Raw genomic sequence first — 22,993 nt, 5'->3', positions numbered from 1 at the left:
AGAAATATGAAGAAGGAAAAAAAACAAAAAGCCCAACTTCCCTTTCGATTAAATATATTATTTTTTATAGTATTTTTATTGTTTGCGGTGCTTATTTTACAGCTTGGAATAGTCCAGATACTTAATGGGGAAAGCTTTCAGGAAGAAATAAATAAAACAACAGAAGATATAACGAAGATACCGGTACCGCGTGGAGAGATATATGATCGGAACTACAATGTAATAGTAAAAAACAAGCCGATGTATGCCATTACGTATACGCCACCTAAAGGTGTACAGGCAAATGATCGGTTGAAGGTTGCACAGGAACTTTCGAAATATATTGATATGTTCGACCCGGATCCTGAAAAAAGAAAAAAACAAATTAACAGAATAACTGAACGGGATAAAAAAGAGTATTGGTACCTTTTACATGATGAAGAGGTAAAGGAGAAGTTAACTACAGAGGAAGCTGCTGAAATGGATCCAGCGGAACAATATAATACGGTACTTAAGCGAATCACGGAAGAAGAATATGAAGATCTTACTGAGCAGGATCTTGAAATTATCCTCATTAAAAAAGAGCTTGACCGTGCCTATTCATTATCACCTCAAATTGTAAAAAGTGAAAATGTGACGCCGGAGGAATATGCAAAAGTTGCAGAACACTTAGCGTCCTTACCTGGTATTAATGCCACAACAGATTGGGTACGTGAATATCCTTTTGAACAAACTTTACGAAATCTTTTAGGAAATGTGACAACCGAAAAAGAGGGGATACCGGCCGAATCGATTGATACCTATTTAGCCAAGGGCTATAATCGTAATGATCGAGTTGGTGATACTGGATTAGAAAAGCAATATGAAGACCTGTTAAGAGGTAGGAAAGAACAGGTTAAATATACGATGAGTAAAAGTGGTGTCATTCTTGATTCGGAAGTAGTGGTACCTGGTGAAAGTGGTAAGGACTTAGTTCTTAGTATTGACATGGAATTTCAAGAAATGGTAGATGAAATACTAAGATCAGAACTTAAAGCTGCTACACAAGGTGGGAAAAATAAATACCTTCAACATGCTTTAGCGGTAGTGATGAATCCACATACTGGTGAGTTATTATCAGTTGCTGGTCAGAGTTATTTAGATGATCCAGAAACTAGTGTGATTGAGCAAGATGAAATTGTAGATTCAGCCTTTCGAACAATGACGGACGGCTATCGACCTGGATCCACTGTTAAAGGGGCTACCGTCCTTGCAGGATATGAATCAGGTGTTATCAGTCCTGGCAATAGCGTATATGATACACCAATTAAAATCCTCGGAACCCCACAAAAGGGTTCTTGGACAAATTTAGGACATGTTAATGATTTAGATGCGCTTAGACGTTCTTCCAACGTATACATGTTCTATATAGCGATGAAAATGGGTGGAGAATATAATTATTACGAAAATAAGAAGATTAGTTTTGATCCGGCTGCATTTGAACAAATGAGAAATTATTTTAAACAATTCGGCTTAGGTGTAGAAACCGGTGTTGATTATCCAAATGAAACAACTGGCTATACGGGACCTAAAAAAGAAGCCGGCTTACTAATGGACTATGCGATTGGTCAGTATGATACGTTTAGTGCCATGCAGCTTGCTCAATATGTGTCTACTATTGCTAATGGTGGTTACCGTGTACAACCACATTTCTTGAAGGAAGTTCGTAATCCATCGACGAATGATGAGAACATGGGATCCATTTATAAAAGTGTAAATCCAAAAGTATTAAATAAAATCGTAATGGATGACAGTCTAATTGCAAGAGTTCAAGAAGGCTTCCGTCAAGTATATCAGGAGCCAGGTGGGACGTCATATAGCTATTTTAGAGGCACTAATTTTAAAGCAGCCGGGAAAACTGGTACAGCTCAGAATGATATTACGATAAACGGTACGTTATACAAAACCATTAATCTAACGATGGTAGCATATGCTCCATATGATAATCCTGAGATTGCCTTATCAGTAATTGTACCCAACTTAGATACAAATACGGATTACCAAATTAACCAAAATATTACTCGTAGAATAATGGAGGCTTATTTTACACTTAAAGAGCAACGCGATAAAGGTACAAACGATGAAAATTCAGCAACTGAAAATGATGAAATAGAAGAAGATCAAAGCGAATAACACAGACCCTAAGACAGTACCAAAGTCTTAGGGTTTTTATCATGGAAACATTTTTTACAATAACTTTACATATAGTTAATATAGCCTTTATATTGAAGGACTATGATAGGTGTACTTTAATTAGGGGAGAGCGATTTTATGCTTAGTAGGGGACAGTTCCATTCCGAGATTGATACACTGAATCAAGATATCATCCAATTAGCAAATTTGGCTAAAAATGCATTAATTAAATGTATGGATGCGTTATTTAATCAAGATATAGAGCTAGCAAAACAAGTTGTAGAAGATGATAAAGTAATTGATAAAGAAGAAGCAGCAATTAATGATAAAGCAATTCTATTAATTGCTAAGCAACAACCCGTTGCAACTGATCTAAGACGTTTAATTATTGCGTTACGAGTGGTCACCGATATAGAACGGATGGGTGATAATGCTAAGAATATAGCAAAAGCAACGATACGCTTAGGAGATCACTATTTAGAAGAACTACCAAAGGAATTAAAGACGATGCGTGATACTGCTTTAGCAATGTTAGATACAGCGATCATGGCATTTCAACAAGAAGATATTACCGTTGCACACAAATTGGCACAGATGGATGATAAAGTAGATAAACATTATAAACAAGTAGTGACGGATATGTTGAGTAAAACGGCCATCAACTCCGAAGAGGTTCAATATGTAATGCAAATCGCTTTCAGTGCTCGATATATTGAACGTTTTGCGGATCATATTACAAATATCGGGGAAAGTATTTTATTTCTGGTTAAAGGCGAAATAGTAGATCTAAATGATTAAAGAAAAGGAAGAGGAATTAGGCTAATACCTAAAATCCTCTTCCTTTTATCTAGTTAGTGCTTCTGCTATTTCGTAATGACTCATATCACTAGTCAGCGTGAATTCACCAAGTTGAACTCGATTAGCATAGCCCTTATCTTCTAAATAGTTACTGAAATCTCTTGCATTATCGATAATCCCATTCTCCTCAAGTTGATTACTAATCGCAGAGGATGGCATACCGGATTCTATAGTTAACGTATATGATTTAACCGCTTCTTCTTGTTCCTCTTCTGGCTCATTATTAGAAGATTCCTCAGAAGAACTTTCGTCTGAATCGCTAGCACTTTCATCGGATTTCTCTTCATCACTAGCTTCCTCTTTGTCGTTCTCATTAGCTTCTTCTGACTCTGAAGAATTCTCGGTTTCTTCCTTTTCCACTTTGTGGTTCATGGATAAGGATATGTAATCCTCTTCAGATAGTACATGATATCCTTGTTCTTTTACATGTTTTAATACATCTTCAATTGGCATGTCAGATAAATCTTGACTCGAGCCATCTGAAAAATAAGAGACTACTAGCATAATGATTGCTGCTGTACATAGTCCTACTGCAAATGCACGTATGGTCTGCTTCATATTTTCCACCTTACTTTAATAGATTAATTAACATCAGTTTCTTGATAATCTTCTGTAAGTAATTCTTCTTCTAATACTTTTACTTTTTTCTTAAGCTGATACGTATCTTGCATTGTCGAAATGGATAGTTGCTCTAATTCACTTTCAATTTTCTCAAAGCGGTCATTTAAGAAAAAGGAAAGTACAAATAGTACAACAGCAACAACAACAATGGTTACTCCCGCAATAATCATTCTATAACCTCCATTCATATACATTATTAGTTATATCACACATTTCGACACGAGGGAACCATAAATTTTTTCCATGTACTTGATTGATTGCTAAACATCTGCTATTATTAATAAGTCTGAAAAGAACTAATAGATGCGATTAATGCAAGTTTACTATAAGTTTGGAGGGAAAAACATGCGCGTAAACATTACTTTAGCTTGTACTGAAACGGGAGATCGTAATTACATTACAACAAAAAATAAGCGTACGAATCCTGAGCGTATTGAGCTTATGAAATATTGTCCACGTCTTAAAAAACATACTTTACACCGTGAAACAAAATAATGATTCACGGAAAAGCTTGCTCTTACCAATGGCTAGGAGCAAGCTTTTTTTCTACTAAATACGACAAAAGTAGGAGATGTGATTCATGCAAAAAGAACAACTCCGTAAACAAGTCATTCAACGTCTGCAAGCTATAACTGACCAGGAAAGAAACCAGATAGAGAAAAAACTTCAAACCAACTTATTCCAATCTGACTACTGGAAGGAAGCCAATATTATTGGTGTCACTATATCAAGGGGATTTGAATGGGATACAAAAGAAATCATTGAAGAGGGCTGGAGACAGGGAAAAGTAATGGCTGTTCCGAAATGCTATCCAGAGGAGAAAGAAATGGCCTTCTATCGATTACATAGCTTCTCAGAGTTAGAAACCGTGTATTCCAATCTTTTAGAACCTAAGCCAATTGAAGAAAAATTCCTTTCCAAGCATCAAATGGATCTAATTTTAGTTCCAGGGGTAGTATTTGATTCACATGGGTTTCGAATTGGATTTGGAGGCGGGTACTATGACCGATTTTTAGCTTCCTATCAAGGTAATACCATTGCTATCCTGAGTAATATACAACTTGTGGAAAGGATATCGGTTGAAGCGCATGATATTGCAGTAAAGCATTTGTTATCTGAGCATGGGTTGATTAAATAGAATATTTTTGACTAGAAGGATAAGACTATAAACACCACAGTTTTGAAGGGGTGTTTAGATGAGAGTATTGATGATATTAACAATATTTATAACCATGATTTCTGTCGTTTATAAATGGCGCTATAAGATCATGAACGCCATGTTAGCGGTGAGTTTCTTAAGAAAAATAGCTGTTTCCATATCCATGAATTTACCATCTATCCGGAAGAATATTCTCCCAAGCTTTTTCAAGGAATCAACCGATTCAACCACGTAAAAGGAGCTGGTTTTATACAGCTTCTTTTTTTGTCATAACATATAATCAACGACTAGAACGATAAATAGAGGCAAATTTTAGATTCAGCATTTATTCGTTGAATTTGATATGATGTAAGGGGAGGGGAAAGAATGGAGCACAACGAAATTTATCTAATGTACTCAATAGCCCAGCAATTGGTTAAGGAACATCGTTATGATGTGTTATACCTTAACAATAAAGTGGAGGAAATATGGTTAGAGAAGTATGAAAATAAGACCTCTACAGTAGTTCGGTTATCTGCGAACGGATTTGATTGGAAAAACCATCTCAAGAAAGACATCGGCATCGTATTTCAAAAGGCTGGTGCACTGAGAAAATTGTTAAAAGGTAAAGATATTCAAATACATAATGTTTATATTTCCCCACATTCACCAATTGACAGCTGGGAAATACTGAAAAAACCATTGACGGTTCAGGATAAAAATCCGATTCAAATGAAGATATATTACTTATCTGGGGATGAAATAGAAACAGAACGAAATAGATTAGGACAGAATATTGGAGTCACGTTTACAAACGATGAAGATCTTATAAGTGAGGAGCTGATGGAAACAACTACTCAGCAATATAAAGTTGAATTGTTTCATAAAGTTCAGGAAAAACAAAAACAAGAGCGTAATGTTTTTAATTATGGAAAGCCGTTTATTACGTATTTTCTTATTGCGATAAATGCTATTTTCTTTCTTTTATTAGAATTAAATGGAGGTAGTCAAAATAATGTTACATTGATGGAATATGGGGCAAAATATAACCCGTTAATTATGGATGGGGAATGGTGGCGGATTATTTCCTCCATGTTTTTACACATTGGCCTCTTACACTTTGCCTCCAATATGTTATTCCTTTATTTTTTTGGTTCTTTAGCAGAGAGGATATTTGGTTCTGCAAGATTTTTCGTTATCTATATGCTTGCAGGAATAGGTGGGGGTATCGCTAGTTTTACCTTTGTAACTAACTTATCCGCTGGAGCATCTGGAGCTTTGTATGGATTATTTGGTGCGTTTATATATTTTGGCTTATTTCATCGACGTATTTTTCTACAAACAATTGGCAGAGATATCTTGATTCTGTTAGGCATTAACATTTTATTAGGATTTGCTATGCCACAGTTAGATGTTTCGGCACATATGGGAGGATTAGTTGCTGGTTTTATAGTAGCTGGTATCGTACATTTTCCAAAGAAAAAAAATGTTCCATTGCAGCTTGGTGCCTTAGTTATTTATGTTGCACTGTGCATCGGAATGTTTATATATGGAATGCATCAGAATGAAGCGAATCCTATCTATCTCCTCCAAAATATGGAGCAATCAATCCAGGAAGAACGGTATGAAGATGTTGTAACAAGTGCTACTAAAGGATTGGAAAATCCCGAGGAATTTGAAGCTATGTTTTTATTTCAACGTTCTTATGCGTATATCCACTTAAACGAAATTGATTCAGCAATTGCCGATTTAGAAAAATGCATCCAACTATTAGATAAACCAAGTGATGTACCAGAGGCGTATTACAACTTGGCAATTCTGTATGATCAAATAGGGGATGAACGTGCAGGAGAGATGATTGAAGCAGCTTATCAAGCAAGTCCAACAGATGATAAAATTAAGGAAATGTATGAAAAACTCTCAAAAGATTAATTTCCTGCTTATAGGATTAATATGGAATACCCGTTTCTATAGCTTCTTCCCTGTACATAGCCTCCGGAGAGAGAGGGTGTACAGGAAGAGGATGAGACAAAACTATTTCTAACAAAGGATAAACCGAACATTAGAGTTAGCGCATCAGACCCGCCCCGGAAATATACTACGCGTCCGTGGGCGGCTGGTGAGCCTCCTCAGAGCTAAAGCTCTTCCGGGGTCTCAGGCAGTGCCCTGTCCTCCCACAGGAGTCTCCGTATATTTCCGGGTAATGATAGTGATTGTTCGTTTTTTATTACTTTTTTTTTTGTTTTGTCCCAGCCTCTTCTGCGTATAAAGGGCATACAAAGTGTATAAGAAACGTTAGATTCTATTTTGGATGAATCTATCCAAATCAACCTAACAATTATAGTTTCTCCATGTCCTCGTGTACAGGTAAGTATGAGGGCCGTTATGAATAGAATTGCATGGCAAGCGAAAACTATTCTTATCAATGGTTTTCATGGAGGAACTATGGAAAACGACAAACAACCACTATTCTCAAATTATGAACAGAACAATGCTTATATCCAAGAACGATTACAAGTAGATAAAAACTTCGATATTGTCCATCTAGATTTAGAATATGCAGGAAGAAACATGTCCATGTTCTTTATTGATGGGTTTGTAAAAGATGACATATTGCATCTGATTATGAAATTTTTAGCTAAACTCGAACCAGATAGTTTAGAGCCAGATGCACTGACGAAATTATTAAAACGATATCTTCCTTATGTAGAATTAGATGAGGTTGATGACTTAAATCAGGCTGCCGATACTATTCTTGGTGGACCGACCGCCTTACTTGTTGAGGGTGTCAATAAGGTTATTATTATTGATGCTAGAACTTACCCTGTACGTTCACCTGGCGAGCCTGATTTAGAAAGGGTAGTAAGAGGGTCAAGAGATGGTTATGTAGAGACAATCGTGTTTAACACTGCTCTGACGAGAAGGAGAGTACGTGATCGCTCATTACGGATGGAGTATATGCAAATCGGAAGAAGGTCGCAAACGGATATCTGCATTTGTTATTTAGAAGATATCGCCGACCAGAAGAGAGTGGCGGACATTAAGAATAAATTAAAAGAAATTGACACGGATGGTCTTCCGATGGCGGAGAAGACGGTGGAAGAATATATTAGTGGAAGACACTGGAATCCTTTCCCAACAGTAAGGTATACAGAAAGACCAGACACAGCTGCAACGCATTTATATGAAGGTCATGTTTTAATTATTATTGACGGATCACCAAGCGTAATTATTACACCGACTACCTATTGGCATCATTTACAGCATGCAGAGGAATATCGTCAAAAGCCTATTGTTGGAGCATATCTTCGTTTTGTAAGGTTTATTGCAGTATGGGCATCCATCTTTATTTTACCGTTATATTTTTTATTCTCGACCCAACCAGAGCTACTACCAGTAGAACTAGGATTTATTGGTTTGAGTGATGTGGGGGCAGTACCAATCTTAATACAGTTTATCATCGCTGAAATCGGAATTGATATGCTAAGAATGGCTGCCATCCATACTCCTTCATCCTTAGCTACAGCAATTGGTTTAGTTGCAGCTATACTAATAGGGCAAGTCGCTATAGAAGTAGGATTATTTTCCTATGAAGTTATCTTGTATTTAGCAATAGCTGCCATTGGTACTTATGCGACACCTAGCTATGAAATGAGCCTTGCAAATCGTCTAGTTCGCTTATATTTGTTAATGGTAACAGCGGCCTTTGGTGTGAATGGTTATATGGTAGGAACACTATTATGGATTTTATATACAGTGCGGATGAAATCTTTCGAAATACCTTATTACTGGCCTGTATTACCATTTTCGTTTCGAGCATTTCGAGATGTATTTATTCGAACGCCAATCCCTCTTAAACGAAAAAGACCAACCATTTTACATCCCCAAGACCCAGATCGATAATTTCGGCTGGGTCTTTTGTTGTTATGACTATATCCTTTTTCCTTCATTTGGTATAATAAAGTTTGGTGATTTAAATGAATACTTTGTATGATGTACTACAACTACTTAAGCGTTTTGGCACGTTTATCTATACGGGTAATCGGTTAGCAGATTTGGAATTAATGCAAACAGAGATAAAAGAACTATATTCATATGGACTTATTGATGTAGAGGACTATAGACTATCTCTATTAATTATCCGTCAAGAAATCAACAAACTTCATTCTGAAAAAGGTGAGAAATAATGAATAAATCAATTATTGTTGGAGTAGATATAGGAGGTACTACCGTCAAAATCGGTATCCTCAAAGCTAGCGGTGAAATCATGAAAAAATGGGAAATTGAAACAAATAAATCTTCTGACGATACCGCTGTTATGAACGACATCTGGGAATCTGTCTTAGGTAGATTGACAGAATTAGCTATTGATTTGCATGATGTTCTTGGAATAGGAATTGGAGCGCCAGGTTTTATTGATGGCGAAAAAGGGTATGTGTATGAAGCAGTAAATCTTGGTTGGAAAGATTTTAATCTTGCTGACTATATGTCTAGTAAAACAGGTTTACCAGTATATGTGGAAAATGATGCCAATATTGCTGTTTTAGGTGAAAATTGGTTAGGTGCGGGTAACCAATCCAATGATATTCTTGCTGTTACTCTAGGAACAGGCGTAGGTGGAGGAGTAATAGCTGGTGGCAAGATTATAAATGGTGTTAATGGGACTGCAGGGGAAATTGGACATATTACGGTTGATCCAAATGGCTATCCTTGTAATTGTGGTCGTAAGGGATGTTTGGAGACGATTGCTTCTGCTACCGGAATTGTTCGTCAAGCTGAGAAGTTTATCGAAGACGATCCAAGCTGCAAACTAGCTCATATACAGAACCAGTACGGAGCGATCACGGCTAAGCATATATTTGAACTAGCCGCTAATGGTGATGAGAATAGTATTCAAATCGTTAACCATACAGCAGACATATTAGGCCTTGTGTTAGCTAATTTAGCTGTAACAGTAAATCCATCCAAAATATTAATTGGTGGAGGCGTGTCAAAGGCTGGAGATCAATTATTACAACCTGTTAAGAAATCGTTTACAAAATATGCTTTAGCAAGAACAAGTAGAGCATGTGAAATTCGAATAGCAGAACTAGGTAATGATGCTGGAATCATTGGTGCAGCGTATTTAGTAATAGAAAATAGTAACTAGTAATTAATTTTTCTCCTATGAAATGTCATTATTTTGAAACTTTTTTGTTAACTAAAACGTCTAATAGGATAGCATGTTTTTCGTGATTGACTTTTATGTCCTAACAATACTAGCTTGAAAAACATATAGTAAAGCAGTAATTTCTTAGGAGGAAATAGGATGAAAAGTAAAGGAATAAGGCTTCCTTTATATGTTTTAGCAACTCTATTATTCGGTTTAAAAACATATATTGTCTATCGTTTTTTATTTTCATTGGATTTAGAGAATTCCATGCAAGAGTTTATCTTATTTATTAACCCATTTGTTTCAGCCTTTTTAATATTTGGCTTGAGCGTTTGGATTACGAAGCCGGAAAGACAAATGAAGTATGTGCGTTATATGATCTTGATCGGCACGTTCATTATTTTTGCCAATCTAGTATTCTACCGATCTTTCTCTGATTTCATTACAGTTCCACAATTAATCCAAGGCGGAACGATGGGAGATTTAGGATCTAGCATTTTATCTCTCATTAAGGTGTATGACATTTTACTTTTTCTTGATGTGATTATCATTTGGTATTTGAGTAAGAAACATCAAGAACTTGTGGTAACGAAATACCCAAGAAGTGGTAAGGTATGTGCATTAGCATTATCATTAGCTCTTTTAGTTGGGAATTTCTTCCTTGCAGAAATGGAGCGACCACAGCTATTTACAAGGGCATTTGATAGGGAATACCTAGTGAAATATATTGGGTTATTTAATTACCATGTTTATGATGTTGTATTACATTCAAAGGTAAAAACACAGCATGTATTTGCTGACGGTAGTGAGTTACCCACTATCAAGGAGTATGTAGATAATGTCATTGAAACGAATGCGGAATCAGAATTATTCGGGGTAGCAAAAGATAAGAACGTGATATTTATTTCTGCTGAATCATTACAATCCTTTGTTATCAATAACACGGTGAATGGTCAAGAAGTTACACCTTTTCTTAATCGTTTAGTTGAAGATGAGGACACGTATTATTTTGAGAATTTCTATCACCAAACAGAGCAAGGGAAGACATCTGACTCTGAGTTTTTAACAGAAAACTCACTATATCCGCTTCCAAGAGGTGCTGTGTTCTATACCCATGCCCAAAATGATTATTATGCATTACCTGAAATGCTTGGGAATGAAGGGTATTATACGACAGTATTCCATGCGAATAATGATAGCTTTTATAATCGGGATCAAATGTATCCGAGTTTAGGTTTCGATCATTTCTATGATGTCGATGCATATGAAGTAAATGATTATAATAGTGTTGGTTGGGGATTAAAGGATAAGCCATTCTTTGAGCAGTCAATGAAATACCTGACTACGCTTACGGAACCGTATTACGCAAAATTTATAACCTTAACCAATCATTTCCCATTCGAACTCGATGAGATGGATAAATCAATCGAACGATATGATTCCAATTCTAATACACTGAATAATTATTTTCCAACAGTTCGTTATATGGATGAATCTATTGAGGAATTCTTCCAGATGCTTAAAGATTCAGGTATCTACGATAAGTCGATTATCATAATAATGGGTGATCATTATGGCATTAGTTCTAATCATAATAAGGCGATGAGCATGTATTTAGAGAAGGACGAAATAACACCATATGACCATGTACAATTACAGCGTGTACCTTTATTCATTCACATCCCTGGTCATGGAAAAGGCGAAGTAAGGTCAACCATTAGCGGACAAATTGATTTGAAGCCGACAATCCTCAGTCTTTTAGGTATCGAACATAAAGACGATATTTATTTTGGTAATGATTTATTTGTAGATGATCGAAAGGATTATATTGCGCTTCGAAATGGGGACGTTATCACGGAAGACTATATCTATACGAATGATAGCTGCTATGACTTTACTAGTGGTGAGATTCTAGAAGAGGCGGATACATGCTTTGAGCTTAGCGAAACAATCAAGAAAGAACTGGAGTATTCAGATAGTATTATCTACGGAGATTTGTTTCGTTTTATTGACTCTAGATAACATGTCATAACGCAATAGAGGTATATAGAAAGCTTAATATGTCTCATGAATAAAGAAAAACTACACATCAGAAACGGAATGTGTAGTTTTTTCTTCTTATTATAGTGATTCCTTTATAGCAGAAATAATGGTGCCAATAGAGAAAAATCCAAATGCTAAAACAGTTAGTGCGGAAAAGATTAGCGCTAAAACATTACGATATTTTAGCTGTCTTACAAAAGAAACAACTGCTACAATTGCAACTACTAAAAAGATAATACCTAATACTATATGTAGTGACATCGTTACAATAAACCTCCTTATACTAAGCTAATCATCTTTGTTTGTTTCATTACGTTATTTATATTAATATGTATCATACTACCACATTTATTCTAGTATAAAATGATGGTTTTGTCGAGAATATCACAAAATATTTCTAATTTCTTCACATTCAAGATAGGAGGAGACAATCAATGGAAATTAAGCAATTCCAATTAGGGCCACTTGGTACGAATTGTTATCTTGTACATAATACGGAACAAGTCATCATAATTGATCCAGGTGGGGATGGAAAGCGATTAATGAATTGGTTGACAGAAAATAATCTGGAGCCGATTGCAATCCTGTTAACCCATGCTCATTTTGATCATATTGGAGCGGTTGAGCTGTTACGTACCCATTACAACATAAAGGTCTATATGCATAAGGAAGAAGCGACATGGTTAGAGGATCCTAGCCTTAATCGTTCTCTAGCTTTTATTGGTGAGGAAATCATCACCTCCGCACCAGATGTCCTTCTAGGGCCCGGTAATTTTTCTATTGGTCCATTTGAATTCGACGTATTGTATACCCCAGGACATTCGCCAGGAAGTATAAGTTTTTTATTGCAAGCGGAAAAGGTAATTTTCAGTGGGGATGTATTATTTAATCGTGGAATTGGTAGGACAGATCTACCTGGTGGTGATTTTGCTACCTTACAAGATACAATATGGAATACGTTATATACATTAACCAATGACATTACGGTATATCCGGGGCATGGCCCAACAACGACCATTGGTGAGGAGAAAAGGTATAACCCATTTATACCCCAAAAATAGATAAAACAAAAACCCTGCGATGAATCCATATGTAAGCAGGGTTTTTGTTTCTTAATGCCCGAAACCTGGCACTAAAATAAATTCTGAATACCATGTAAAACCTATCATGAAAACAGTACAATAAGCTCCGAACAAGTACATGTACATACGCTCAGATAATTTCAAATAACTTACTGTTAGGAAAAATACCGTTTGAACTAGGAATAGTAAAGAAGTGTTGACCATACCACCAACATAAAACATTACCGTAAAAATACCAGTCCAAAAGGCAAGGACTCTAAACATTCTGTCCATCATTTCCCCTCCTTTTCGGTGACGTCATCAATGTTATTATATACAAGTCAGACCATAATGTAAACGATACATATTATTTGTTTGAAATTTATTAACAAATAAAAAGAGTGTTAAAATTATTCTATCTCTTGGAATGGATTGGAATTAGGTGCTGGTTTTACCATTTCCGAGACGAATAAGACTTTCGATTGATTCGTTTCTATGTTAAAGCGTAATTGAATAAACTCTCCATATCCCTTAGACCGTACATTTACTTTCCCGTTAGGAAATTGATAGTTTAGGTTTTCATCCTTATTTTGGGGAACGTAGTCTTTTTTATACGCTATATAACCCATTTGGAATAGTGTTTGGGCATTGATTTGTTCGATTACATTATAGGTTATCTTTAAATCATGTTGATAGGCTAACAAATTTGATGAGAAGTTTAGTAATACGAAGGTAGTCAATAATAGGACCGAGGGGAGGATAAAACCTTTTTCCTTATGGACAAAATCCAATCGTCTTTTCATAGTAATCTCCCTTTAAGGATGTGACGTGAATTGTAAATCCAAATGGTAACGAATTAATTTGAAAACTTTCGATATCGCGTAAATATATTTCATGACCTTTGCCATTCAATTGTCTTCGAACTAATTGTCGATATAACTCGATGGTGACAACATCATCATTATATAAATGAAGTACGATTTTATTCGAGTGAGTAGTACAAGCAATGGATTGATTGACCTCTTTTTGAATCAAATTAAAAAACTGTTGAATGGATAATTCTTCGTAGTAGGAGTCTTGGTGGTGTAATGTATTTAAAATTGCCCCTTGTATCGGTATACAGATCATTAGAATTAGTAAACTGAATAATTGATTTAGTAATGTAAATCCTTTTTCATTATTCTTGAGCACCATAAAGACATACCTCTTCCTGTCTGTTGTTTATATTTATCCAATTTGCACAGCCTTGAATAATATCATCTTCCATCACAGTAAATGTCATTTCTATCTCTACCTGTTCTATTGATTCATAGTACGTATCGGCAGGGACACCGTACCACAATACAGATTGTAATTCGTCATGTAAATGATAAGTGATGGCCCTTTTAAGACTAAGTGCTTCTCTTTCAAGGGAAATGAATGAAGTTAGAGGAAGGAGAGCAGTGCTAATGACGATTAGCACTGCTAAAGAGACTAATGCCTCCGTCATAGTAAATCCTTTACTGTTTCTCAATATAACCACGTCCTTTACCAATTGGAAAGACAATGATGTAGCTATTCGTTGGTGAGGAAATTTGTATGGTACCTGCATATCTAATCGTTCCGTTTTCATTAAAGGAAATGCTTTGGAGTGTGCGCTGATCAATGCTCCAGCCATTTGGAAGCTTTCGTTCGATTGGCTCTATACTATCGCCAATTAAAGTATAGCTGTTTTTCTCTAGCTTGATTCGTAAATAGTCGTTTGTAACCATCGATTGATTTTGTAAGAAGAGAACATCGTATTGGAATTGCGCTAGAATTTTTTCTTCTGTTAGCTTTCCTAATAAAGCATGACTTACCGGCACACTAATCGAAAGAATAATTGCCAAAATAGCTAGGGCAACTAACGTTTCCAAAAGGGAAAATCCTAATTGTTTATCATTCATTTTCTGGTGCCGACACGGTTCCAGTTACAGAATTATACACAAGCTCATTATTGGAGCATTGCGTTTGATTTTCACGAATATAACCTTTGTTCACCAGTTCATTGAGGCTAGTTGGAAACGTATGAGTGTCTAAATAAAATGCATCGATTTGAGTTTGTACGACAGAGACTAATGCATCACACCCTTTACCTTGTGCTTCTTGGCTCTTGTTTCCCAGATTAGGAATGATAAGAATCATCAAAACAGAGACTATCATTAATACGACAAGCATTTCGATTAAGGTAAACGCTTTTTGGTTTTTAAACATTTAAATCGCTCCTTTAGATGGTTTCAATAAATTGATACATTGGTACTAATAAGGATAAGTAAATCAGAATAATCACTAGCCCTAACAAGATGAAAAAGACTGGCTGGATATAGGTGATGAACTTAACTATTTTTTCGTTTATTTCTTCTGTGATATAAGCAGAGTACGTACCGAGATCTTTCTCTAAAGTATCCGCATTGCTATTCTGTTGAAATATCGAGGCAAGTTGTGGGCTGATGAATGTTAGCTCAGTCATAAGCTGTGAAATAGGTACACCATGATTGAGACCATTGGTTAATTGCGTTGCATAATAGGAAAGCAATGGCAGTTTTTCTTGTTTGGAAAGAATCGTAAGGACATCCTTTATTGGTAGTCCGGTTTTTAACAGGGATTCCACATGAGTTGCAAATAAGAAGGAAGTATTTAATGTTAAATAGCTTCGGTACAAGGGGATAGAACGATAAATCTTTATTTGTAGCCCAATAGGTATAGTAGCTTTTATTCGTTTCCAAATCCAATACATGATGAATAGAGCTATTAGAATTAGGATGGTGCTATAGTATAGCAGGGAAGACAATCCAATGGCCGAATGAATAATAAACGAATCTTGTTCATGTTGCTGAAATAGCGTAAGGAGATTCGGTACAACAGAATGTTGAATAAACAAAAATGCAATCGAAAATACAATTAGCAGTATAATTGGATAACGGATCACTTGGGTGAATTTTTTCAGGTGATGGATTCTCTTTTCAAAGATAGCAAGACATTTCGTTATACTGGCATCTAAATCCCCATGTTCCTTTGCGAAAAAGAGATAAGACGTGATAATGGGATGAAAAGAGAGTTTTTCTAGTGATTGATCTAAGGTGTAGCCACGTTTGATATGGTAGATGATATCTTCTGCTAGGTGATATAAGTTCTTGTCCCATTTTAATGTTTCTAATGCTGCTAATAATGGGTACCCATTGGTTAATGCTCTGGATAATCGTTTTAAAAAGGTTAATTGAGTAGCTATATTTAGCTTCTTATTAAAACGTCTCAAAGGTATCTTTAGAGATAAATCCATAGATATAAGCCTTCCTTCGTAGATATTCAAATGAATGCTTAGACTCATGAAGATTGATTACTTTGCCATGGATAACCTGACTTAATAAGTCTCCATTTAATATTTCTAAGATAGCTGCGCGTTTTTGTGTTGGGTTACACGTTAATATGGATAATAACTGAATCGACGCAATCCCAATTAGCGATTGTTCTAATTCAGAAGGGGTTATCCCCATTTCGAGTAAACGATGAATTGTCCCTTGGGTATTCTTAGCATGAATGGTACTCAGCACTAAGTGTCCTGTTAAGGATGCTTCAAAGGCAAATTTAGCTGTTTCCCTATCTCGAATTTCTCCAACCATGATAATATCTGGATCATGACGTAGTGCGGCTTTCAGTCCTGTTTGGTATGTAATACCTGCTTTTTCATTTACTTGTACTTGTAAAATGTCTTGGATATTTTTCTCAATTGGGTCTTCAAGTGTAATGGTCTGGAAGGATTCATCCTTTAAAGCGGACTCTAGTAATGCATATAATGTTGTCGTTTTCCCGCTCCCGGTTGGTAACGGTATATAAACACAATTAGTAAAAATCAATTTTTGTAATTACGATAAGATCCTTTCCTTTTTTGTGTTTATCAGGTCTTAATGGTGGCTGTGGGTGAATTTCAAAATGTATTTTTCGAAAGAACATAGCGATAAATGTTTTTTTCTCTTCTTGTGTCAGTATTTTAAAGTTAGTATTAAAATTGATTACCACATCTTTTATCTCTTCCATGTCAAGAGGAGTAGCTGGAGTGTATTCTTCAGCCTTTCTTTTGAGTTCTTCGTATGGACGTCTTGTTTCCTCCATCAATCTTGAGAATTCGTCATCTGTCATAAGGTCGCTAGCCCATGCCCTCTGGTACTTTTCCCTTTTCCTTTCAATTTCCCTCAACTGCTGTATAAATATAGGTTCGTCCTTATTTTGATTGTTAGTGGGCTCTAATTGTTCGATTTGTTCGAGTTCTACATCTTCCATGAACCTATATAACGCCTTCAAGAAATGATTTTCACCAATACGTTTATTAAAAGTTCCTTCTTTTTCGCAAGGTTGACAGCGATAAACCGCACCTTGATACTGACTTCCATCTTTTCTTTTGTTAATAAACCTGTTTACGGACAAATATCTTCCACAGCTAGGGCACGCTAGAACTCCCTGGAATAAATGGATGCTTTTTATTTCTCTCCTATGATGTTTACTACGATCTTTTAGGATCGTTTGCAGTTTAAGATATTCTTCCTTTGATATAATCCCTTCATGGGTATTTTCATATACTTTATCATTCCATCTAGTTGCACCATAGAGAGCAGGATTTTGTAGTATTCGTAAAACTGCTGAAGCCCTCCAAACAGGCTTGTCTTTATTTGTTTTACTTAAAAAATCAGCTACTGCTGTCGCTGACATACCTGACTTTATTTTTTCAACCATGTCTAAAACTATTTTGGCTTTTTCGTTTTTAACGAGTTTTTCATTTTCATCTAGATCGAATCCATAGGGAATACCACCCACACGTTCTCCGCTAGAAACTTTTTCTTCTAAGGCCATTTTGATTCTTTCAGAGAGGTTTTCTGCTTCCCACTGAGCTAAGGCTGCGACAATCGTTATGAACATTCGACCCATTGCACTGGAGGTATCATAGATTTCCGTTGCTGATTTAAAGGCACAATTGTATTTTTTCATCTCTTCAAGCATTTTATGGAGATCGATAACTCTACGGGTAAATCGGTCTAATCTATAAACTAGAATCATATTTATTTTTCCGTCACGCATATCTTCGAATAATTTATTTAATTCAGGACGGTTAGTATCTTTTGCTGATACACCCTCATCAATATAGAATTTATAATCATCCCATCCTTGTGCTTTACAGTAAGCAGTTAATCGTTCTTTTTGAGCTGCGATGGAATAACCTTCTTTCGCTTGTTCATGAGTTGATACACGTATATAGATTGCTATAATCTTGTTGTTGTTGACCATAGTGAGACCTCCTACATAAGAATTAGGGTGACTAAAAATAGTCACCCTCTATTAATTTCCTGGCCAAGAAATCAATGTAAGTTAAACATTAATCTAGAGCTACTGAATAAAATATAACTTTTCCATGTATTTTTAAGTCGTTCTGTGTTGAGAAAGGTATTACAATATCACGGAATTTTTTATCAGATGACTCCGGACTGAAGATAAGTACCTGGTCTTCATTATCTCTACGGAAACGCTTCATACTGTAGTCTCCATCATGACTATAAATAACAATATCATCATCTTTTAGCTCCGAATTTTCAATGGCTTTTGCTACAACATAAGACCCATTCGGTATCAATAGGTTCATACTTTCGCCATTTACTTTCATGGCAAATAGATTTTTACTATTTTCGTATTTACCTAAAAAGCTTTTGGGAATCTTGATATAATCAAGCTCATCTTCTGTAATACCCTCAACTCTTGCTAGAGCTCCAGCTGCGATACTACCAAATAGAGGTAACATAACTTCTGAATTATGATTCGTATTATTAAGTACATATAAACCAGATGACTCTTTAATTTGAAGATCTTCATTTGAGTCATCGCTTAAAGTTGTGTTAGCCATTACTTCTAAATCTTCAACTGTAATCCCTAACCCTCGGCATACTTTTATCACATTATCGACAGATGCCTTGCTCACACCCCGTTTTAACATAGAGTGAAGCGTAGTAGGAGCCATACCTATACGATCAGCAAATTCTTTAACTGACCCACGTTCTTTAATAAGTTGTTCTATTATTTTAGCTTTTTTCATCTCATTTTCCCTCCTTCCAAAAAATGACATAATATACGCTTTTCCGTATACAAGACAATCTTACAATATTCAATTGCGTTTGTAAACAAAAAAATATACGAAGTTGCGAATTATTTTTTTGAAATCTTATTGACTCAGTACGAAATTGCGTTTATACTAAAAACCAACACATACGCAATTGCGTTTTAGGAGGTGGACTTATGTATGATAATTTGAATGCGGAAATGGTTAGGCATGGTGTCACAAAAGCAGAATTAGCGCGGTTTTTAAAGCTGCGTTATGCAACAGTGTTAGACAAGCTTAACGGAAAATCCAGGTTCTATTTTGATGAAGCATACAAAATAAAACAAAAATTCTTCCCACATTTAAGCATTGAGTATTTGTTTTATGTTGATGAGCAACAAGAAGAGGAGGAGGATGCAGCTGATGAACAAATCAACTAAAGAAGTTAACATTAGCGAATCTACAAAACTTGAAATGGCAAAGTTCTTTATGCGCACCTCCGTACCTAGACTCATAGAAAAAAGAAAAGAGGTGAATCAGAATGTCAAACGTAGTAGCTGAATTAAACACACTAAATTTATTTAAACAGCGTTTTGAAGAAATTATTAATTCTTCAAGTAGTCGCAATATCAAGAGCGTTCGATTAGCTGCATTACTCACAGATATGGAATCGACATTTGAAATTCCTTTGGTTGGTCCAGAAAGAATAGCAGCTTTTAAACGAGCTTATCCGGAGGAAATGAAGCTGTATCGCGAAGTAAGTAATGCGAGGGACTTCGGGGGTACTGAGTACTTGAGAGGGGGTGAGAAAGATGATGAAATCACGCAAGGAAAGACGTGCAGAAGCTCGTAAGAATAAAACAACTTTCCAACCACAATATAATGGCGGTGGAGTTAAATCATTCAAGGAATGGTTTGGTAAAGGTTACGAACGCTTTAACTCTAAACACGTAACCATAAGGGAAGAAGGTGAACAAAGTTAATGATCACACAAGTCAGTTTAAAAGGTTTCCAGTCGCACGTTAACAGCGTATTTAATTTAGGACAAGGTTTAAATGTTGTTACTGGTCCTAGTGACGCAGGAAAGACAGCAATCATTCGGGCAGTACGTTGGGTAGCATTTAATGATCCTCAAGGAGAATCTTTTCTAAATGAAGCTGTAGGAGAAGCAGAAGTCAAAATCACTTTAGCGAATAACGCTGTTATTACTAAAACACGACGAAAAGGAAAAACAACTTATGTTGTTCAACTGGATCCAGATGATGAAGGTAGCGTCTTTGAAAAATCAGAAGTACCCCTAGAGGTTAAGAAATTACTAGGAATTGAGAAACATAGCTTTGGAGATTTCGAGTCAGCTTTAAATTTTTCATTTCAGTTAGATGCGCCATTCTTAATCAGTGAAACAGCTTCAGCTGGAGCAAAGGTACTTGGGAAGTTAGCAGGCACAGAAAGCGTAGACCTGGCAATTAAAGGAGTGTCTAAGGATACATACGCTGCAAGACAGCTTAGAACACAGGCAGAGAAAGATATGGAGCGTATTACCGGTAGTTTACTAGAGTACCAGGGTATCGATGACGCAAAACAAATGCTTGAGACCGCGGAAATGCTTCTAGAACAGGTCGAGGTTTCGAATGATAAGTTCGAAAATCTTAAAGAGTACAAGCATCTATATGAATTAGCTAGGGAGAGAGTTACAAACTATGTTTTAACGATAGATCGATTAGCTCATGTACCAGCTTTAGAAGTTGATTTACAAAATATAGAAAAGGCCCAGCAACGATATGATATGCTACTGCAATTTTATAGCGACGGCCATCGCTTGCAGGAACGAATCAATCAGCTGGACCAGGAATTATGGAAGTTTGAGGGACTTCCAGAAGCCTCAAATCTTGTTGAAAGTGTCTCTAGCTGTGAAGAGAGGCTGTCCTTACTAAATATATTACGTCAATCATACCAGAAATATACAAATGACGTAAAGAGGGCAACGGATGTTCAGCAGGTAACAAGAGAAATTGATACAGCTGCAGAAGGGCTAACAGAATCAGAACGCAATTTAGGTAGATTAATAGAATTACGTACATTGAAAGCTGAATATAACCAGGCGTTTATCAATGTTCGAAACGCAGAGTCTAGACTGGAGAACTTCAAATCAATTGAAGCTGTGGAGGAAATCCTAACAGACATGGATAAGAAAGCTGAACGACTCACTGAACTCAATAATTTACAAAGTGCTTTTTCCTACATCAAGGCAACCTATGACAGTACTTCTATTCAGTTAAACCGAGCTGTCCAATCTGTAGAAGGATTTAGCAAACAATTACAGCAAGCCTGGGAAGAAACAGGAGGCATTTGCCCTCTATGCGAGCAACCTTTATCAGAAAGTCACACGCACTAGGAGGGCAGATATGAACAAAGAAGAAGCACGTAAACGTTTAGAAGAAGCGCAAAAACTTCCAGTAGCTACTGCAGATGATTTACAGAACATTCCACAAGGTATTACAAAGAAAAAACTCAACACATACCTAAAAGACTTTGTAAAGCCGGAAGGGAAATGCTGGCAATGTGAAAATCGATTAATTGTGGAGTGGGGTATACAGCATGGAGTCGCACATTGTACAACATGTGGAATTGATGTAAAAATGTACCACTACTTTGAGGATAGTAAAGGGAACAAGCATCGTATTGAACTAGCGCTTCAGTATCATCCAAAACATTATTCAATAAATGAGGAGGAAACGATAAATGACGGAAATTAAAAATCGTATTGAAGTTGCAAAAGCAAACTTACGAAAAGCGGAAAACGCTAAGACGGTGGCTGAAACTCAGAAAGCGAACGCTGAACAACAGCTAAAAGAAGTTGAAGAAAAGATGACAGCTGCGGGGGTTTCTTCGGAAACAATCAGTGATGAAATTTCAAAATTGGAATATAAAATCCAAGAGGATCTAACAAAGGTCGAACGGTTGATTCCACGGGAAATTTAAGGAGGGTGTCTCATGTATCAACTCATGAAAATCAAAGCAGACATCCGAGATGCGGATCAGAAAATCACCAAAAAATTAGCTGAACGAGACCTTCTCCATAAACAACTAGAAGAAGCGGATAACCGAAAAAAGATAGCTGACAAACAATTATTAGAATATGACCTGGTTCAAATTCTGTTACAAGCTACATCTGAGTTTGCTAGACAACAGGCGAAATCAAGAATCGAGGAAATTGTAACGAGTGCCTTATCAGTCGTATTCGGAAAGGACTACAGCTTCAAGATTGAAATAGCTGTAAAAGCGAATCAGCCTGTTGCAGAATATTATCTTGAGTCGGAAGGAGTCGTTACGCAGTTAAAGCCACCAGATTACGACCGAGGCGGTGGGGTTGCAGATGTAGTTTCGTTATCTCTTAAACTAGCAGTCGCTGAACTTAGTGGAGTGCAAGGTACTATGTTCCTGGACGAGGTAGGGAAACACGTGTCACAGGAGTATGCACCAAATGTAGCCTACTTCTTAAAACAATATAGTGAACAGTTTAACAGACAAATCGTTTTGATCACACATAACGCTAGTCTTGCGGAAGTAGCGGATTATAGTTTAGGCGTTTCTCAACACAAAGGACAGAGTAAGGTCTCTGTCATATAGGATGGAATCGGTTGGAAGTGGAAGGTATTTCGGTTCAATCAGGACCATATCAAGATACCATTAAAACCTACTTAGTTCGACCTACGGAACTCGCAGGGATGTCGGAAGAAGAGATTAAGTCTGCAATACGCGAGCGGTTCCATGTAGGTGATAAATGGTGGGAAAACAAATTAGATTTATGCAGACCGAATCACGACGGTAGCGTTTATACAGTCAAGATTCGAGAACCTTATACAGATTAG

At 36.4% G+C, this 22,993-nt stretch carries 31 protein-coding genes and 1 pseudogene; 19 read left to right on the top strand and 13 right to left on the bottom strand.

Annotated elements, in window-relative coordinates:
* The first annotated feature begins 6 nt into the window (after positions 1–6).
* Together AAIB49_RS02865 and phoU are read left to right on the top strand one after the other, a co-directional pair.
* Complete coding sequence (locus AAIB49_RS02865; RefSeq protein WP_339214653.1) at positions 7–2,151, top strand: peptidoglycan D,D-transpeptidase FtsI family protein; 2,145 nt, start codon at positions 7–9, stop codon at positions 2,149–2,151.
* A gap of 138 nt (positions 2,152–2,289) precedes the next feature.
* Entirely contained in the window at positions 2,290–2,949 is a 660-nt protein-coding gene (phoU, locus tag AAIB49_RS02860) for a phosphate signaling complex protein PhoU (RefSeq protein WP_339214655.1), read from the top strand.
* A gap of 45 nt (positions 2,950–2,994) precedes the next feature.
* On the opposite strand, the gene AAIB49_RS02855 is transcribed toward phoU, so the two are convergent.
* On the bottom strand, positions 2,995–3,567 hold the full coding sequence (locus AAIB49_RS02855; protein WP_343457177.1) for a hypothetical protein: 573 nt from the start codon (positions 3,565–3,567) through the stop codon (positions 2,995–2,997).
* Positions 3,568–3,590: 23 nt separating this feature from the next.
* Positions 3,591–3,800, bottom strand: coding sequence for a hypothetical protein (locus AAIB49_RS02850; protein ID WP_186869919.1), 210 nt, complete (start codon positions 3,798–3,800; stop codon positions 3,591–3,593).
* Between the two features lie 175 nt (positions 3,801–3,975).
* On the opposite strand from AAIB49_RS02850, the gene rpmG reads away from it, so the two are divergent.
* The 8 genes from rpmG to AAIB49_RS02810 all read left to right on the top strand — a co-directional run bounded on the left by rpmG (position 3,976) and on the right by AAIB49_RS02810 (position 11,942).
* Entirely contained in the window at positions 3,976–4,125 is a 150-nt protein-coding gene (gene rpmG / locus AAIB49_RS02845) for a 50S ribosomal protein L33 (protein WP_026681152.1), read from the top strand.
* Positions 4,126–4,210: 85 nt separating this feature from the next.
* Complete coding sequence (locus AAIB49_RS02840) at positions 4,211–4,768, top strand: 5-formyltetrahydrofolate cyclo-ligase (protein WP_343457176.1); 558 nt, start codon at positions 4,211–4,213, stop codon at positions 4,766–4,768.
* Positions 4,769–4,826: 58 nt separating this feature from the next.
* Positions 4,827–5,024: a hypothetical protein gene (locus AAIB49_RS02835; protein WP_339214660.1), complete on the top strand. Its 198-nt coding sequence runs from the start codon at positions 4,827–4,829 to the stop codon at positions 5,022–5,024.
* Positions 5,025–5,155: 131 nt separating this feature from the next.
* Positions 5,156–6,700 (top strand): rhomboid family intramembrane serine protease, encoded by a 1,545-nt coding sequence (locus AAIB49_RS02830; RefSeq protein WP_343457175.1) that lies wholly within the window; start codon positions 5,156–5,158, stop codon positions 6,698–6,700.
* Positions 6,701–7,213: 513 nt separating this feature from the next.
* Complete coding sequence (locus AAIB49_RS02825; RefSeq protein ID WP_343457212.1) at positions 7,214–8,671, top strand: spore germination protein; 1,458 nt, start codon at positions 7,214–7,216, stop codon at positions 8,669–8,671.
* Positions 8,672–8,745: 74 nt separating this feature from the next.
* Positions 8,746–8,955, top strand: coding sequence for a YqgQ family protein (locus AAIB49_RS02820; protein WP_186869914.1), 210 nt, complete (start codon positions 8,746–8,748; stop codon positions 8,953–8,955).
* On the top strand, positions 8,955–9,917 hold the full coding sequence (locus AAIB49_RS02815) for an ROK family glucokinase (RefSeq protein ID WP_343457174.1): 963 nt from the start codon (positions 8,955–8,957) through the stop codon (positions 9,915–9,917). The genes AAIB49_RS02820 and AAIB49_RS02815 overlap by 1 nt, the downstream gene beginning before the upstream one ends.
* Positions 9,918–10,076: 159 nt before the next feature.
* Entirely contained in the window at positions 10,077–11,942 is a 1,866-nt protein-coding gene (locus AAIB49_RS02810; RefSeq protein WP_343457173.1) for an LTA synthase family protein, read from the top strand.
* A 99-nt stretch (positions 11,943–12,041) separates the two neighbouring features.
* Here the strand turns inward: AAIB49_RS02810 and AAIB49_RS02805 are convergent, their stop codons facing one another.
* A complete protein-coding gene (locus AAIB49_RS02805) occupies positions 12,042–12,224 on the bottom strand; it encodes a DUF2759 family protein (RefSeq protein ID WP_343457172.1) in 183 nt (60 codons plus the stop codon).
* A 173-nt stretch (positions 12,225–12,397) separates the two neighbouring features.
* On the opposite strand from AAIB49_RS02805, the gene AAIB49_RS02800 reads away from it, so the two are divergent.
* On the top strand, positions 12,398–13,024 hold the full coding sequence (locus AAIB49_RS02800) for an MBL fold metallo-hydrolase (protein WP_339214669.1): 627 nt from the start codon (positions 12,398–12,400) through the stop codon (positions 13,022–13,024).
* A 51-nt stretch (positions 13,025–13,075) separates the two neighbouring features.
* Here the strand turns inward: AAIB49_RS02800 and AAIB49_RS02795 are convergent, their stop codons facing one another.
* The 10 genes and pseudogenes from AAIB49_RS02795 to AAIB49_RS02750 all read right to left on the bottom strand — a co-directional run bounded on the left by AAIB49_RS02795 (position 13,076) and on the right by AAIB49_RS02750 (position 19,118).
* On the bottom strand, positions 13,076–13,318 hold the full coding sequence (locus tag AAIB49_RS02795) for a DUF2626 domain-containing protein (protein WP_186869909.1): 243 nt from the start codon (positions 13,316–13,318) through the stop codon (positions 13,076–13,078).
* A gap of 116 nt (positions 13,319–13,434) precedes the next feature.
* The gene (locus AAIB49_RS02790; RefSeq protein WP_343457171.1) at positions 13,435–13,827 is read right to left on the bottom strand and encodes a hypothetical protein; all 393 of its coding nucleotides are present in this window, start codon (positions 13,825–13,827) and stop codon (positions 13,435–13,437) included.
* The gene (locus AAIB49_RS02785; protein WP_343457170.1) at positions 13,799–14,218 is read right to left on the bottom strand and encodes a competence type IV pilus minor pilin ComGF; all 420 of its coding nucleotides are present in this window, start codon (positions 14,216–14,218) and stop codon (positions 13,799–13,801) included. Before AAIB49_RS02785 ends, AAIB49_RS02790 begins: the two co-directional genes overlap by 29 nt.
* Complete coding sequence (locus AAIB49_RS02780; protein ID WP_343457169.1) at positions 14,202–14,537, bottom strand: prepilin-type N-terminal cleavage/methylation domain-containing protein; 336 nt, start codon at positions 14,535–14,537, stop codon at positions 14,202–14,204. The genes AAIB49_RS02785 and AAIB49_RS02780 overlap by 17 nt, the downstream gene beginning before the upstream one ends.
* Entirely contained in the window at positions 14,524–14,949 is a 426-nt protein-coding gene (gene comGD / locus AAIB49_RS02775) for a competence type IV pilus minor pilin ComGD (RefSeq protein ID WP_343457168.1), read from the bottom strand. The genes AAIB49_RS02780 and comGD overlap by 14 nt, the downstream gene beginning before the upstream one ends.
* Positions 14,942–15,256 carry a competence type IV pilus major pilin ComGC gene (gene comGC / locus AAIB49_RS02770; RefSeq protein WP_343457167.1) on the bottom strand — a complete coding sequence of 105 codons (315 nt, stop codon included), beginning with the start codon at positions 15,254–15,256 and terminating at the stop codon, positions 14,942–14,944. Before comGC ends, comGD begins: the two co-directional genes overlap by 8 nt.
* Before the next feature lie 13 nt (positions 15,257–15,269).
* The gene (locus tag AAIB49_RS02765) at positions 15,270–16,322 is read right to left on the bottom strand and encodes a type II secretion system F family protein (RefSeq protein ID WP_343457166.1); all 1,053 of its coding nucleotides are present in this window, start codon (positions 16,320–16,322) and stop codon (positions 15,270–15,272) included.
* Positions 16,285–16,863: pseudogene (locus AAIB49_RS02760) on the bottom strand (ATPase, T2SS/T4P/T4SS family); the annotation flags it as partial. The gene AAIB49_RS02765 and the pseudogene AAIB49_RS02760, both read right to left, overlap by 38 nt.
* A gap of 19 nt (positions 16,864–16,882) precedes the next feature.
* Positions 16,883–18,364 (bottom strand): recombinase family protein, encoded by a 1,482-nt coding sequence (locus AAIB49_RS02755; RefSeq protein ID WP_343457165.1) that lies wholly within the window; start codon positions 18,362–18,364, stop codon positions 16,883–16,885.
* A gap of 43 nt (positions 18,365–18,407) precedes the next feature.
* The gene (locus tag AAIB49_RS02750) at positions 18,408–19,118 is read right to left on the bottom strand and encodes a LexA family protein (RefSeq protein ID WP_343457163.1); all 711 of its coding nucleotides are present in this window, start codon (positions 19,116–19,118) and stop codon (positions 18,408–18,410) included.
* Between the two features lie 200 nt (positions 19,119–19,318).
* Between AAIB49_RS02750 and AAIB49_RS02745 the strand changes: the two genes are divergently transcribed.
* The 8 genes from AAIB49_RS02745 (at position 19,319) to AAIB49_RS02710 (ending at position 22,993) form a co-directional block, all read left to right on the top strand.
* Complete coding sequence (locus tag AAIB49_RS02745) at positions 19,319–19,561, top strand: XRE family transcriptional regulator (protein WP_343457162.1); 243 nt, start codon at positions 19,319–19,321, stop codon at positions 19,559–19,561.
* A 101-nt stretch (positions 19,562–19,662) separates the two neighbouring features.
* Entirely contained in the window at positions 19,663–19,974 is a 312-nt protein-coding gene (locus AAIB49_RS02740; RefSeq protein WP_343457161.1) for a hypothetical protein, read from the top strand.
* Positions 19,934–20,104, top strand: a complete 171-nt coding sequence (locus tag AAIB49_RS02735) for a hypothetical protein (protein WP_343457160.1) — start codon at positions 19,934–19,936, stop codon at positions 20,102–20,104. The genes AAIB49_RS02740 and AAIB49_RS02735 overlap by 41 nt, the downstream gene beginning before the upstream one ends.
* Positions 20,104–21,516 carry an AAA family ATPase gene (locus AAIB49_RS02730; RefSeq protein WP_343457159.1) on the top strand — a complete coding sequence of 471 codons (1,413 nt, stop codon included), beginning with the start codon at positions 20,104–20,106 and terminating at the stop codon, positions 21,514–21,516. The genes AAIB49_RS02735 and AAIB49_RS02730 overlap by 1 nt, the downstream gene beginning before the upstream one ends.
* Positions 21,517–21,526: 10 nt before the next feature.
* A complete protein-coding gene (locus AAIB49_RS02725) occupies positions 21,527–21,877 on the top strand; it encodes a hypothetical protein (RefSeq protein ID WP_343457158.1) in 351 nt (116 codons plus the stop codon).
* Positions 21,864–22,103, top strand: a complete 240-nt coding sequence (locus AAIB49_RS02720) for a hypothetical protein (RefSeq protein WP_343457157.1) — start codon at positions 21,864–21,866, stop codon at positions 22,101–22,103. The genes AAIB49_RS02725 and AAIB49_RS02720 overlap by 14 nt, the downstream gene beginning before the upstream one ends.
* A 12-nt stretch (positions 22,104–22,115) precedes the next feature.
* The gene (locus AAIB49_RS02715; protein ID WP_343457156.1) at positions 22,116–22,751 is read left to right on the top strand and encodes a chromosome partitioning protein ParA; all 636 of its coding nucleotides are present in this window, start codon (positions 22,116–22,118) and stop codon (positions 22,749–22,751) included.
* An 11-nt stretch (positions 22,752–22,762) separates the two neighbouring features.
* Positions 22,763–22,993, top strand: coding sequence for a hypothetical protein (locus AAIB49_RS02710; protein ID WP_343457155.1), 231 nt, complete (start codon positions 22,763–22,765; stop codon positions 22,991–22,993).

Origin of the sequence: Ornithinibacillus proteolyticus (assembly GCF_039581225.1) — a bacterium.
Lineage (GTDB): Bacteria > Bacillota > Bacilli > Bacillales > Amphibacillaceae > Ornithinibacillus > Ornithinibacillus massiliensis.
This window is presented reverse-complemented; position numbering and strand designations above follow the sequence as displayed.